This window comes from Haloarcula sp. CBA1115, from assembly GCF_000827835.1.
In the GTDB taxonomy this organism is placed as follows: Archaea; Halobacteriota; Halobacteria; order Halobacteriales; family Haloarculaceae; genus Haloarcula; species Haloarcula hispanica.
The window spans coordinates 2578524-2592333 of sequence record NZ_CP010529.1 but is presented as its reverse complement, the minus strand read 5'-3'; the positions used below and the strand labels follow the sequence as shown (position 1 = coordinate 2592333).

Annotated in this window: 12 protein-coding genes and 1 pseudogene; 4 read left to right on the top strand and 9 right to left on the bottom strand. The window is 65.1% G+C overall.

The genetic code is table 11. From position 1 onward, the window contains the following. The first annotated feature begins 92 nt into the window (after window positions 1-92). A pseudogene (gene ilvD / locus SG26_RS13005) lies at window positions 93-1819 on the top strand (dihydroxy-acid dehydratase). Window positions 1820-1995: 176 nt separating this feature from the next. Here ilvD and SG26_RS13000 read toward each other — a convergent pair. Continuing rightward, window positions 1996-2238 (bottom strand): hypothetical protein, encoded by a 243-nt coding sequence (locus SG26_RS13000; protein WP_023843189.1) that lies wholly within the window; start codon window positions 2236-2238, stop codon window positions 1996-1998. A gap of 326 nt (window positions 2239-2564) precedes the next feature. Here SG26_RS13000 and SG26_RS12995 point away from each other — a divergent pair, with 326 nt between their 5' ends. Further along, window positions 2565-3914: a PAS domain-containing sensor histidine kinase gene (locus tag SG26_RS12995; protein WP_044952180.1), complete on the top strand. Its 1350-nt coding sequence runs from the start codon at window positions 2565-2567 to the stop codon at window positions 3912-3914. On the opposite strand, the gene SG26_RS12990 is transcribed toward SG26_RS12995, so the two are convergent. The 3 genes from SG26_RS12990 to SG26_RS12980 all read right to left on the bottom strand — a co-directional run bounded on the left by SG26_RS12990 (window position 3911) and on the right by SG26_RS12980 (window position 7675). Next, window positions 3911-4630, bottom strand: a complete 720-nt coding sequence (locus tag SG26_RS12990) for a metal-dependent hydrolase (RefSeq protein WP_014039946.1) — start codon at window positions 4628-4630, stop codon at window positions 3911-3913. The genes SG26_RS12995 and SG26_RS12990 overlap by 4 nt on opposite strands. A 50-nt stretch (window positions 4631-4680) precedes the next feature. Next, window positions 4681-7266, bottom strand: a complete 2586-nt coding sequence (locus tag SG26_RS12985; protein WP_050037780.1) for a heavy metal translocating P-type ATPase — start codon at window positions 7264-7266, stop codon at window positions 4681-4683. Between the two features lie 145 nt (window positions 7267-7411). Beyond that, a complete protein-coding gene (locus SG26_RS12980) occupies window positions 7412-7675 on the bottom strand; it encodes a hypothetical protein (RefSeq protein WP_014039944.1) in 264 nt (87 codons plus the stop codon). Between the two features lie 145 nt (window positions 7676-7820). Here SG26_RS12980 and SG26_RS12975 point away from each other — a divergent pair, with 145 nt between their 5' ends. Further along, window positions 7821-8906 carry a S1C family serine protease gene (locus SG26_RS12975; protein ID WP_050037779.1) on the top strand — a complete coding sequence of 362 codons (1086 nt, stop codon included), beginning with the start codon at window positions 7821-7823 and terminating at the stop codon, window positions 8904-8906. Between the two features lie 37 nt (window positions 8907-8943). On the opposite strand, the gene SG26_RS12970 is transcribed toward SG26_RS12975, so the two are convergent. From SG26_RS12970 to SG26_RS12955, 4 genes are all read right to left on the bottom strand, one after another. Beyond that, window positions 8944-9375, bottom strand: a complete 432-nt coding sequence (locus tag SG26_RS12970) for a hypothetical protein (protein ID WP_044951753.1) — start codon at window positions 9373-9375, stop codon at window positions 8944-8946. Window positions 9376-9478: 103 nt separating this feature from the next. Next, window positions 9479-10444, bottom strand: coding sequence for a hypothetical protein (locus SG26_RS12965; protein ID WP_050006863.1), 966 nt, complete (start codon window positions 10442-10444; stop codon window positions 9479-9481). Beyond that, window positions 10441-11619, bottom strand: a complete 1179-nt coding sequence (priS, locus tag SG26_RS12960; RefSeq protein WP_050037778.1) for a DNA primase small subunit PriS — start codon at window positions 11617-11619, stop codon at window positions 10441-10443. Before priS ends, SG26_RS12965 begins: the two co-directional genes overlap by 4 nt. Window positions 11620-11658: 39 nt before the next feature. Beyond that, complete coding sequence (locus SG26_RS12955) at window positions 11659-12138, bottom strand: N-acetyltransferase (RefSeq protein WP_008310038.1); 480 nt, start codon at window positions 12136-12138, stop codon at window positions 11659-11661. Window positions 12139-12250: 112 nt separating this feature from the next. Here SG26_RS12955 and SG26_RS12950 point away from each other — a divergent pair, with 112 nt between their 5' ends. Then, on the top strand, window positions 12251-13345 hold the full coding sequence (locus tag SG26_RS12950) for a DoxX family protein (RefSeq protein ID WP_050037777.1): 1095 nt from the start codon (window positions 12251-12253) through the stop codon (window positions 13343-13345). Window positions 13346-13367: 22 nt separating this feature from the next. On the opposite strand, the gene SG26_RS12945 is transcribed toward SG26_RS12950, so the two are convergent. Then, the gene (locus SG26_RS12945) at window positions 13368-13799 is read right to left on the bottom strand and encodes a type IV pilin (RefSeq protein ID WP_023843188.1); all 432 of its coding nucleotides are present in this window, start codon (window positions 13797-13799) and stop codon (window positions 13368-13370) included. Between the last annotated feature and the right edge of the window lie 11 nt (window positions 13800-13810).

The window sequence follows — 13810 nt, the reverse complement described above, 5'->3', positions numbered from 1 at the left end:
ACCTGCTGTCACCGGTGGGTTTCGCCGTGCTCTCATGTGGGACGTTAGCGTGAGTACAAGTTATTTAAGGTTGCCCATGGCCTCGGTGAAATATGAGCAATCAGGAGCGGCAAGAACGTCCGGAAAAAGACCCGGACCTGCGGAGTACCGAGGTGACGGAGGGATACGAGAAAGCCCCCACCGCGCGATGTTCCGCGCGATGGGCTACGACGACGAGGACCTCTCCTCGCCGATGATCGGCATCGCGAACCCCGCCGCCGACATCACGCCATGTAACGTCCATCTCGACGACGTGGCTGACGCTGCCTACGAGGGTATCGACGACACCGAAGGGATGCCGATCGAGTTCGGGACCATCACAATCTCCGATGCCATCTCGATGGGGACCGAGGGGATGAAGGCGTCGCTCATCTCCCGCGAGATAATCGCAGACTCCGTCGAACTCGTCACCTTCGGCGAGCGCATTGACGGTATCGTCACCATCGGCGGCTGTGACAAGAACATGCCCGGGATGATGATGGCCGCAATCCGGACGGACCTGCCCAGCGTCTTCCTCTACGGCGGCTCTATCATGCCCGGCGAGCACGACGGCCGCGAGGTCACTATCCAGAACGTCTTCGAAGGCGTGGGCGCGGTCGCCGACGGAGAGATGAGCGAGGGCGAACTCGACGAGATGGAACGCCACGCCTGCCCCGGTGCGGGCTCCTGTGGCGGGATGTTCACCGCCAACACGATGGCGTCTATCTCCGAAGCGCTCGGCTTCGCGCCGCTGGGGTCGGCCTCTCCGCCGGCCGAACACGAGTCCCGCTACGAGGAGGCCCGCCGGGCCGGCGAACTCGCCGTCGAGGTGGTGCAGGAACGCCGCAGCCCCTCGGATTTCCTCACCCGCGAATCGTTCGAGAACGCCATCGCCCTGCAGGTCGCGGTCGGCGGGTCGACCAACGCCGTTCTCCACCTGCTCGCGCTCGCGGCGGAGGCCGGCATCGACCTCGATATCGAGACGTTCAACGAGATCAGCGCCCGCACGCCCAAGATCGCCGACCTCCAACCCGGCGGCGAGAAGGTCATGAACGACCTCCACGAGGTCGGCGGCGTCCCGGTCGTCTTGCAGGCGCTGAACGACGCCGGCCTGCTCCACGGCGACGCACTCACCGTCACTGGCAACACAATCGAGGAAGAACTCGAACACATCGACCCGCCGGCAGTCGAAGACCTCGATGTGGACTACCTCCACACGGTCGAGGACCCGATCCACGAGCGCGGCGCGATCCGCATCCTCTCGGGCAACCTCGCGCCCGACGGTTCGGTCATCAAGATCACGGGCGAGGACCACCTCCATCACGAGGGTCCGGTCCGCGTGTTCGAACAGGAGGAGGGGGCTATGGAGTACGTGCAGGAAGGCCGCGTCGAGTCCGGCGACGTGATCTGTATCCGCAACGAGGGGCCACAGGGCGGCCCCGGCATGCGCGAGATGCTGGGCGTGACCTCAGCCGTCGCCGGCCAGGGTCACGCTGAGGACGTGGCGCTGTTCACCGACGGCCGCTTCTCCGGCGCGACTCGGGGCTTCTCTATCGGCCACGTCGCCCCCGAGGCGTTCGTCGGCGGCCCCATCGCCGCGCTGGAGGACGGCGATACCGTCACCATCGACATCGACGACCACGAACTGTCGGTCGACCTCACCGACGAGGAGATCGAGCAGCGCCTCGAAGACTACGACCCTGAACCGACGTACGACAGCGGCGTGCTGGCGAAGTACCACAGCGACTTCGGCTCCGCGGCGAACGGCGCGGTGACGAACCCCGGCGCGAAGTGGGACTGAGACTGTCCCGAATTTCGCCACCACGAACATCGTACAGTAGTCACAGCCAACAGTGTGAGAAACCGACGACAGTGACGTCGGGTAGCGGGTCGACTGACGAACGCCGCCGAAGCAGGTCGCTGGCAGAACTAGGCGCCGTCAGAACCGAACGGAGTCGTCAGCGTGGCGGCACAGACTTACGTCCGTGTGACCGTGATGAGCCCCTCTTTGAGCGCCGCTTCGAACCGCTCGTCCAGTGTCATCTGGTCCCAGCCGTCCGGCTGGTCCTCTGTGGCGATCTCGGAAAGTGACTCGACCAGCGACCTGTGGAGGAACCGACCGTTCTCGCCGCACTCGCTGCAGGTCCTGATGATCGACCGAACCTCGAAGTTCCGCTCGACGGCGTCCTGGCATCGGGCGCACACGTACGTTTCGGACACACCTGACTATACGCCGCCCGGATACTCGGATGTTGTGAATCCTTTCAAGTGTGTGTCAGTATTGACTATCGACTGCCCCGTCAACGGCCCGTTGTCTCGAATATCACGCCACTGTTCTCTGGTCGGGAGACAACCATCGTGACATGAGATGGGCCTATAGCGAGCATTTCAGTTCACGTAACGGGGCAATCCGGAAGTCGGCTGGTTGCTTCGGGCAGCGGTGTCCAGTATCGGCCGGAGGGGTCGTTCCGCTGTTGTATCCTGTTTTATTTTCAACATGACTGCTAAACTTATTTACAATCCCGGGACAAATCATGGGCGTGTTGATGTCCCCGCCGACAGTCCTCCTCATCGCTGCCGAGACTACTGCCGGAGAGCAGTTACGGGCGGCACTTGAACAGGCAGCAATCGACGCAACGGTCGAGACGACAGAGCCCGAATGCGTCGATACGACACTGCTACGTACCGCGGTTGACTGCCTCGTCGTCCCGGTGACGTGTGGAGGGATGGCGGGCGGTCATCTGGCGGCGGCAGCCACCGGGCTCTACCCGAACCTCCCGGTGATCATGTACGGCAGTGAGGCGGACCGTGGTGACCACATTCGGACGGTCGACGGCGATCTTGGGTCGCCGGAACTGGCAGCCGCAGTCGGTGCAGCACTCGAAGACAGTGAGACGATGGCCGCCCGACCGGCTTCCCGGCCGGAGACGATTCTCGCCACGATGTTCGAACGGTACTCCGAGCACCTGTACGTGAAAGACGATGACCGGCACTATCTGTTGCTCAACGATTCGTCGTACGCCCCGCCGGAACTGCTCGGCCGGCGGGACGAAGACGGACTCCCCGCCGGGGCGACGTATCTGGATGCAGCACGCGGCGACGACCTGCAAGTCATCAACGACGGGGCCGACGTCCTCGACGTCCACGAGTTCTCGCCGTCGATGGGGAAACACCTCCAAACGTCGAAGATCCCCTGGTACGACGAGACCGACGAGCTAATCGGCCTCATCGGTATCACGCAGGATATCACCGACCAGAAAGAGCGCGAACGTCTCCTCAGACAACAGAACGAACGTCTCCGGAAGGTGGCGCTGCTGGCCGCACACGAACTCCGAAACGAACTCCAGGTGTCGACCGGCCATCTCTCGCAGGTCGAGGCCGACGACGAACACATCGACGCTGTGGAGCGTTCTATCGACCAGCTCTCCGGTATCGTCGACAAGGTCGTCTCGCTGGCGTCGAGCGACTCGCCAGCGTTCGAGCCCGAACAACAGTGGCTCTCGACGGTCGTCTGGGACGTGTGGAGTTCGCTATCGCTCGAAGCCGCATCGCTCGAAGTGACATCGGACAGGAGACTGCTGGCGGACGCGGAGTCGATGCGCCTGTTTCTCGAGATTCTGCTCTCGAACGCCGTCGAACACGGCGGCCCCGACGTCGCGATTCGCGTCGGTGCCACGTCTTCGGGCTTTTTCGTCGCGGACGACGGGCCTGGTGTCGACGTCTCGCCACCGGAGCGGGTGCTCGAAGCGGGGTACGCATCAGAGAAACAAAACAGCGGGTTCGGGCTCTACATCGCCAACCGGATCGCGAAAGAACACGGCTGGTCGCTGTCCGTCGATGACAGCGAGGCGGGCGGCGCGCGGTTTACCGTGACCGACGTGGAACGACCGGACTAGAGTTCGAACGTTTCGTCGCCGTCGAGGACGTGGACCTCGGCGTCGCTACCGGTGCCTTTGACCTCGTTCACGAAGTCTTGCGTTTCGATTTCGATTGGTGGGAACGTGTCGTAGTGCATCGGGAACGCGTGGTCGACGTCCAGCCAGTCGACGGCGACGGCGGCCTGCATCGGCCCCATCGTGAAGTGGTCGCCGACCGGCACCGCCGCAGCGTCCGGTTCGAGGAACGGCCCGATGACGTCGCGCATCTCCGTCATGAGACCGGTGTCGCCGGCGTGGTAGAACGTCGTCGACTCCGCGTCGCTGACCTGTGTCGGCTTCGTATCGGAGATGATGAACCCGCCCGGCATCCCGCCGCTCGCGCCGTAGCTGGTTTCCATGCCGTTCGTGTGGTCAGCCCGGTGCATCGTGACGAACGCGTCGCCGATTTCGACGGTGCCGCCGAGGTTCATCCCCATGCCACCGACGGCGTCGAAGTCACCGAAGTTGTCCTCGCAGTACTCGACGATTTCCGGCGTGGCCACGAGCCCACAGCCCTCGTAGCGGTCCACGTCGCCGATGTGGTCGGCGTGGCCGTGGGTCAGCAACACGTAGTCCGGGTCCAGTTCCTCGGGGTCCGTGTCCGTCTTGGGGTTATCGAAGAACGGGTCGATGAGCAATTCGGTGTCGTCGACTGTTACGTGCCACGTCGAATGGCCGTACCATGTGAGTTCCATGTCGGATGCACGCTACTCCCGGCGCATACTTAATAGTACACCGGGCCGGGCTAGGATTCGTCGTTTTCGTCCGGGCGGATTCGCGAGAGCCGCATCGCGTTCCCGGTCACGGCCGTCGTCATGCCGGCGTCGCCCGCGAGCACGGCGACCCAGATGGGGACGAGGCCGAACGGTACAGCGAGTGCAAGGCCGGCCTTGACCGCGAGACTGGCCCAGATGTTCTGGCGGATGACGCCGTTGGCGTCGTTGGCCAGTTCGTACAGGTACGGGAGCTTCGAGAGGTCGTCGCTCATGAGGGCGATATCAGCCGTTTCGAGGGCCGTGTCTGTTCCGGCGGCCCCCATCGCGACGCCGACGGTCGCGCTCGCCAGCGCCGGGGCGTCGTTGATACCGTCTCCGATCATCGCTACCCCCTCCTCGTACTCCTCGACGAGGCCGTCGATAGCGGCGACTTTCTCGTCCGGCAGGAGTTCCGCCCGGTAGTCGTCGACACCCACTTCCCGAGCGATAGCCCCAGCAGTGCGCTCGTTGTCGCCGGTGAGCATCACCGTCCGTTCGACGCCCAGGTCGCGGAGCCGGGAGACTGCGGCCTCCGCTTCCGGGCGCACCTCGTCGGCGACCGCGATGATCCCCTCGATCTCGTCGTCCGTGCCAACGATGACGACCGTCTTCCCCTCGGCCTGGAGTTCGGGAACAGTGTCTTCCAGCAAGTCTATGCAGTTGTTGCGCTCACAGAGCTGCTGGGCCGTTTTCGTGACGACACCGCCATCGGTAGTGGCGTGGACGTGTGAGAGATCGAAGCCGAGGTCGTCAAACAGCCCCGGCTTCCCGGCGTAGTGGGGCGTCCCGTCGAGGTCCGCCCGGACGCCCTTGCCGGTGATGCTCTCGAAGTCGTCGACATCGGCGCTCTCCACGCCAGCGGTCCCCGCCTCAGCGACAATGGCCTCGCCGATGGGGTGTTCACTGCGCTGTTCGAGCCCACGGGCGCACTGCAGGACTTCATCCTCGGTGTTCCCGTTCAGCGGGATCACGTCGGTGACGGTCAGTTCGCCTTTCGTCAGCGTGCCCGTCTTGTCGAAGGCCACCACGTCGACCGCGCCCATCGCTTCGAGGTGGTTGCCGCCCTTGATGAGCACGCCGTTCTTCGCGGCGCTGGTGATGCCCGAGACGACCGAAACGGGCGTCGAGATGACGAACGCACAGGGACAGCCCAGCACAAGCAGGGTCAGGCCGTACACGACGGCGGTCGACCACGCCACGCCGAGCACGGCGGGGGTCGTCAGCGTCACGAGGACGGCGAAGGCGACGACGACTGGCGTGTAGTACGCCGAGAAGCGCTCGACGAACTGCTCGCGCTCGGTCTTGTTCGACTGGGCGTCCTCGACCATCTGGACGATGCGTGAGAGGGTATTGTCGCTGGCCGCCGCCGTGACCTGTACTTCCAGATACCCCTCCTCGTTGATTGTCCCGGCGTACACCTCGTCGCCCTCGGTCTTGTCGACTGGGACGCTCTCGCCGGTGATCGGAGCCTGGTTGACCGCGCTGGTCCCGTCGATGACCTCGCCGTCCATCGGTATCTTCTCGCCGGGCCTGATGACGACGACATCGCCGACCTGCACGTCGTCGACGGGCATCACCTGCTCCATGCCGTCACGTTTGACCGTCGCTTCGTCGGGCGAGAGGTCCATCAGTTCCGCCAGCGAGTTCCGCGCACGGTCCATCGAGTAGCGCTCCAGCAGTTCCGCGACGCTGAACAGGAACGCCAGCGTCGCGGCCTCGAAGTACAGCGCCTCGCCGAAGGCCAGACTGGCGGTGAGCGCGCCCAGGATGGCGATGGACATCAGCAGGTCGATGTCCAGGTTCCGGTTGCGCAGTGAGTAGTAGCCGCCACGCAGGATTTCCTGGCCGCCCGTCGCGACCGCGATGAGAAACAGAACGTCGGCGACGTGCAGTGGCGACCCGAAGACGCTTCCGACCTGCGTGTTCGCGCCGGCCAGCAGGAACTCGAAGAGGAGGCCGACGGCGACGAACACGCCGCTGACCCACGTCTTCAGCGCCCGCGAACTGGTCCAGAGCGAGCCGTTTTCGTCCGTCTGCCCGGTCGCCGTGTCGTCCTCGCCTGTCGTCTCCGTGACCTCGTACCCGGCGCTCTCGATTGCCGCCACGAGGTCGCCCTCCGTCGTCGCGTTCCGGTCGTACGTGACGACGGCCGTCCCGGTAGTCGGACGCGTTTCGACGGCTCTGAGACCGTCAACCCTCCCCAGCGCGCTTTCGACCTTGCCGGCACAGGATGCACAGTCCATCTCCGGGACGCCGAACCGGAGCGTCTCGCCGCCGTCGTCTGCGACGCTGTAGCCCGCCGCCTCGACGCGCGCCGCTATCGCGTCCACGTCCGTCTCGGCCTCGTCGTACTCGACGGTGAGCCGACCCGTCGCTACCTGCGGGTCGACGGCCTCGATGCCCGCCAGTTCGCGGACGCTCGACTCTACCTTTCCCGCACAGGAGGGACAGTCCATCTCCGGAACGGACAGCTGTGTGATGTGGCTCCCATCGTGCGAGTCCGTTGCTGTCGGGTGATTATCGGCATTCGAGCAACTACATCCATCGCCATCCGAACAGCCGCCGGACTCCGTCATTACCGGTGCTAGGCTACCCGTTCTTATTAATTCAACTGCTAAAACCTGCGCTCTAAGTGGGATTGATTAATAAATAAATCCAGTTTTGTTATTAACCTAGCCGGCATCGGCCGCACTGTTGGCCGGCCTGGCTCAGACACTTCCCTCAGTCGAACGGCGTCGTCCGGGTCGGCTTTCCCTGTGCGTAGCGGATCCAGCGTCGCATATGTCGGCCGACCGCCCAGAACAGTACCACAGTCATCGCCAGTAGGGCCGACAGGAAGACGATTCCCAGCCGTATCGGCTCCTCGGTCGGGAGGCCGATGAGCAGTACGATTGTCCCGACGAGTGCCATCTCGACACCACATCGCAGACCGGGCAACACGAACCCCGGCGTCGGCGTTTTCGTTCCCGATGAATCCTCTGCCATGCCCCCCCGTATGCTATCGGGACGATTGTAGTTTGTGCCCGTCTTCGGGGCCGAACTGAAAGTCACGACACACCGCAATCGAGCACCCGGGTGCGGTAGAGAGACTCGACCGTGCCTTTTTCGCAGCCCAGGCCTACGCCCCAGTATGAAACAGTCTTTCACGCGCCGGGCGATGTTAGGGGCCCTCGGGACGGCCGTCGCGGCCACGGCTGGCTGTCAGAGCCCCGGGACCAGCAGCAATTCGGACGGTACCGCCCCCGACCAGTCGGGGGCGGCCGACGCGGTCGTGCAGTCCGACAGCGTCTACACCGACGTCTATCAAGAGGTCGCTGATGCCGTCGTCTCGATCAGGGTGTACGCCGAAGACTCGCGTGGTGGGCAGGGGAGCGGCTTCCTCATCGACGACGAACACATCGTCACAAACGAACACGTCGTCGCGGGCGGGGACGAGTACTACGTCCGCTTTGCCGACACCGGCTGGCGTTCCGCTTCCGTCGTCGGCGCGGACGTGTACAGCGACCTGGCCGTCCTCCGCATCGGCGCGACACCGGACGTGACGCCCCTCTCGTTTGTGAAGACCGAGCCGACAGTCGGGACCGAAGTCGTCGCTATCGGGAACCCGTTTGGCCTCTCCGGCTCGGTGTCCGCGGGCATCGTCAGCGGCGTCGACCGCACGCTCCAGAGCGCGAACAACTTCTCCATCGCGGACGCGGTCCAGACCGACGCACCGGTCAACCCGGGGAACAGCGGCGGGCCGCTGGTCACGCTTGAGGGCGACGTGGTCGGTGTCATCAACTCCGGCGGCGGCGACAACGTCGCCTTTGCCATCTCGGCCCCGCTCGCCCAGCGTGTCGTGCCGTCGCTCATCCAGACCGGCGACTACGACCATCCGTACATGGGTGTTGGCCTCCAGAGCGTGTCGCCGCGGATCGCCGAGGCGAACAACTTAGACCCCGGGTCCGGGGTGTACATCACCCGTGTCGTCAGTGGTGGGCCAGCGGCGGGCGTCCTACAAGGAAGCGACGGGGAGACGACGATTTCGGGGACGGAGATTCCCACTGGCGGTGACGTGGTCAGACAGATGAACGACACGCCGACGCCGACGCGGCAGGCGCTTGGAAGCTTCCTCGCGCTAGAGACCAGCCCCGGCGAGACGGTCGACGTACTGATCGAGCGCGACGGGACACAGGAAACGGTCGAACTCACGCTCGGCTCGCGCCCGGAGCCGTAACGAGCGTCGGCGGCCGAATCTGCTGCTCCGACCGTGGTTACCGCGTCCGGAGCCCGCCCTGTTCGTTACGGCTGCCACCGGCCAGGACGTAGCTGACGGCGGCAGCGAGGGGCAGTGTCACCGGGAGCCCCGCGACGAGCAGGCTGATACCGAGGCCCCTATTGCCGAACACGTAGAGCGCAACGCCGGCCGCAGTGACCACGACGAAGTCCGCGATGGTCGCCAACGCGGCCAGTCGGAGGCGGGCCGCGCGGTCGGAGAGTTCGCCCGCCGCCGCTCGGTCGCGGTGCCACAGCAGGACATAGCCGGCGAACAGTCCGGTCAGACCGGCCGACACGCCTACCGGGAGGCCGATGAGCAGTGAGAACTCTATCTGCGGTTCGAAGCCGGCGGTCACCGAGACGGTCGTGACGGCAAACGCAAGGACGCCGAGGAGCAGCGCGACGACGATGCGGACGTGCGTGTTCATACGTATCAACTGTACGACTGTCCACAAATAGTCCATCGCTGTCACAGAACAGAGTGTCGGGCGGTACTTCGCACAGCGGCCTGTTCCAGCCCATCGCGTCGGCTTATTCTAACGGTTCGGCGGCGTCCTGTTCGACCAGCGGGTCGGCGTTGTCGGCCGGCAGCGTCACCACGTCGTCCGTCGAGAGGTCGTACTCACGCTGGTCGACGCCGAATATCTCGCCCACGTCGTCCGTGATGCGGACCGTCCGTCGGTCCACGTCGGCGGTCCCAGCGGTGTCTGAACCGGCTGGTGACTGCGGTCCGCTGTCGGCGTGCGCCGGGTCCGCCGCCGGGCCGGGGTCGGACTCAACGCCGGGCTCGGCCGGAGGAACTGGCACGTCGTCACCGGCGGCCGGCACGTCTGCTTGGTCGGGCTGACTGTCGGCAGTGGGATTGCTGCCCGTATCCAGGTCGGGCGGCGGCGTCGGTGTGTCGGGTTCCTCCGCGGGCTCCGACTGGTCCCCGCCGCCGCCCATCATGTCAGCCGCGTCGACACCCGTGTCTGGCGTCGATGGCGGCTCGGGCGGGTCGGCCGTGTCGGCCGTGTCGGCTGCCGGTTCGTTCGCCGTTTGGCGTGGCTCCGGGTCGGGGGCCTGTCGCTCGTCGGATTTCGGCTCGTCGCCGACCGCGCCGGTCGGGGCTTCCCCCGCGATGACGTCAAGGACGTGGCCCCGGTTGGACTCGATAGCCTCGACCATCGTCTCGAACAGGTCCCGCTCCTCGCGTGTGAGGCCGTCGTCCTCGGTCGGCATGTCCGCCGCGGCCAGCGACGCCATCTTCACGATCTTGCCGACGCGCCGTTCGTAGACGGCTTCGACGGTCTGTTCGGCAGTCTTAATATCGTCAGTCAGGCGGTTGACCTCGGGCGAGTCGAACGGGTCCTCGGCGCGCTCGGCCGCGCGGTCGCGCTCCGACCGAAGCTGTTGAATGAACTGCCCGGCGTCCTCGTAGAACGTCTCGCGCAGCTGCTGGAGCTGGTCGGTCTGGCGTTCCCGCGATTGGACGGACTGGAGTTCGTCTACGTTCATTCCTTCCCCTTCTCAGCACGCCCGCGGGCCATGAGAAACACGCCCACGTGCTCTGGTACAGTCTGATTACCCGCCTCCAGTGTAAAGCTATCGCCATCCAGTTCGACGAGGCCGCCGTCGGTCACCTCAACGGTGATATCGTGGCCCCGGAACGTCTCCGGGACAGGGTCGACCAGCGGGTCGAACGCATCGAGGTCGTCGCGGTCGATTCGTTGAACCTCCAGCCCGCTGCCGCCGTGCAGCGAGCCGGGCAGGCGGATGAGCCGGTTCGTGTCCGTCGTCACCGGTTCGTCTATCGGCGCGTTGTCCGCCGCGACAACTTCGTGCAGGAGAATCTTCGCCAGCTGGTAGAACGCGGGGTGGACGTCGATGTTGCCGGCCTCCAGTTGTTCGTAGTTCGACCGGGCCGCGTTCAGCGCCGCGGTCGCCTTCCCCTCGCCGATGCCGTCGTACTCCTGCAGTTGTTCGAGCGCGTCCGCCTCCTCCATCGCGAGGAGGTCGTCGACGACAGCGAGCATGTGGCGGTGCGCGCGGGCGCTCCAGCCGCCCTCCGTCGAGAGCGTCCGCTTCTGTGCCGGACTGGACCGGCCGGCCGTGCCGGCGACGGACTCCTCGTCGACCAGTTCGTCGAACTCCAGGCCGATACCGCGGACGTAGTCGACGATCTCCCGGCGCGCGTCCCGTTCGAGGTGACGGATGCGCTCGTCGCGGACGTGGACGTGGTAGCCACGACCGCCGGAGAACACGACCGTCAGGTCTTCAAACCCGAAATCGTCCTCCAGAAAGTCGAGCAGCCTGAGTAGTGCGTCCTTGCACTTAGCGAGCATCTCGGCGTAGCTGTCCTCGCCAAGCACCACGGAGGGCAGGTGGTCGGCGTCGAGGTCGAACACGAGGTCCGAGGAGCGCCAGCCCTTGTCCGACATCGTCGAGGCGCTCGGTTCGTCGTAGCGGCCCGCGGAGAAGTAGACGTGGCGGGGCTTCCGGCGGCCGAGGAAGTCCTCGATCTCGCCGAGGTCCAGCAGCGAGCGATGGCGGACCATCGTCTCGCCGGGGCCGTCGGTCCAGGGAATGAACCCCCATTCACGTTCGTTCGCGGCCGGCGGCGGCGTTACGGACGCCTGTCGGTAGTGATCGCCGAACCGGCCACGGAGGTACGCGCGGGTCCGCTCTTCCATCGGCTACCTCGTTGGGGAGGTCCCTTGAAAAGCGTTCGCTTAGCTACGCAGGAACTTCGACAGTTTGTCCGTAATCGAGTCCTCGCCGAGCTTGAGGTAGTAGGCGTCGCCGCCGTCCTCGTAGTAGTTGTCGATGCGCCGCCGGATCTCGAAGCCGATGTGTTTGTAGAAGCCGATAGCCTCCCGATTCGTCGCCCGGGCGTGACAGGTCACGCTGCCGTAGTCCTCGGCGACGCGGGCGACGAGTCGCTTGCCGAAGCCGTGGCCCCTGTACTCGTCGTCGACTGCGAGAAAGAGAATGTAGCCGTCGCGTCGAACCGCGGCGAAGCCGATGAGGCGGTCCTTGGACCGGTCGATGTAGAGATAGGTGGTCGACCGTCGGTAGGCGTCGCGAAAGAACCCCCGCCGCTGTCGCAGGACCCCGTCGGATTCGCGGATGTTTTCCTTGAGCCGCCACGCCGCGTCGACGTGTTCGTCGTCCCCGCGTTCGACGATCTGTGTCTCGATGTTGACGCTCACTGCCGTATAAGTAGTGGAGGCGTAGATATAATTCCACCGCCTACAGAGGTGGGCTGTCGAACCGGCAGGGAACGAACGAAGGATTAGGTAGCTAGCCCACGAATTGTCAGGCATGAAGACGCGTATCCCGAGTCTCGCCGGAACTGTCGCGCTCGTTCTCACTCTCTTTTCGCGACCCGCGGCGGCGCACGTCGACTACGTGACCGGGGGGCCGGGGGAGGCCCTCGACGCGGTGGCGTTTGCGATATCCGTGCTGTCGAACCCGGTGAACGCGGCCGTTTTCGTCATCTCGGGCGTGGCCGTGACCGTCGGACTCGCGACGTACCTCTGGGTTCGGCCGACGATTGCGGACATCGTCATCCTCCGGGACGTACTCGTCGGCTACGCGGACCTCGTCCCGTGGATGCTCCGACTCAGCGTGGGGCTGCCGCTCGTCGGCGCTGGCTTCCAGGGATACCTGTTCGCTCCCACAGTAACGTTTGACCCGACCACGAACCCGCTCGTCCGTGCCCTGTTTATCGGGCTGGGGTTCACACTCCTGTTCGGGCTCGCGACCCGTATCGTCACGACTATCGGGCTATTGACTTACGGGTGGGCACTGACCGTCGACCCGGGCGTCGTTCTCGCTATGGAGTACGTCCCGGCCTTTCTGGCACTGTTGATTCTGGGCGGTGGTCGCCCGAGCGCCGACCACATGCTCCAGCAGGTCGCCAGCACCGACGGGACCTACTACGGCCGTGTCGACCCGGTCCACTATCTCAAGGGCTTTCTCGACTCGGCGACGGCACCGTACCGCGAGTACGTCCCGGTCATCGTCCGGGTCGGCATGGGTGTGACGTTCATCTACCTCGGACTGTTCCAGAAACTCGCCGACCCCGGCCAGGCGCTCCTGGTCGTCGAAAAGTACGACCTCACCGCCGTCGTCCCCGTCGACCCCGGGATGTGGGTGCTCGGGGCCGGCCTGACCGAGATGCTGGTCGGTCTGGTCTTGATCTTCGGGTTCATGACTCGTGGGGCCGCGGCCGTCTCCTTTGTCCTGTTCACCACGACGCTGTTCGGCCTGCCTGACGACCCGGTACTCGCACACATCACGCTGTTCGGAATGGCCTCGGCGGTGTTTACGATGGGTGCCGGGCCGCTCTCCTTCGACGACTGGTTCGGTCGGCCGGCACAGAGCGACCGTGAGACCGTCGCTTCGGCGGACTGACTGGTCTACAGCAGTACCGCCGTCAGTTCGCGCCGTCCCACTGGTCTAGCTGGGTCCGGTTCCCGCTCGCGTTGTGGTATATCGTAATCGTGTCCCGGGCACCCACCCGCCGCTCGTAGGCGTTCCCGCTGCTTAACTGTGCGATATCGCCCCGGCCAATCATCGCGTCGGGCTCCCGGTTCGCCACCTGCGCCCAGGTGACCGTTCTGCTCGGCCCTTCGAATTCGACGTTCCCCGCCTCGAACTCGTCGCCGCGAGCGTGTGTGACGATGAGCAGTTCGTTGTCCTCGACGTAGTCGTAGCTGAAATTCGCCTGCGGGCCACCGCTGTCGTCGTCCTCGATGACGAGGACGTTCAGCCCGACGATAGCCGTCACGAGTAGTGTCAGTCCGATGAGTACGGCGACGCCGATGCCCTCTGTCATTCCGGCTGTGTCAGTGCTGAACCGTCCCATGACCGTCTATC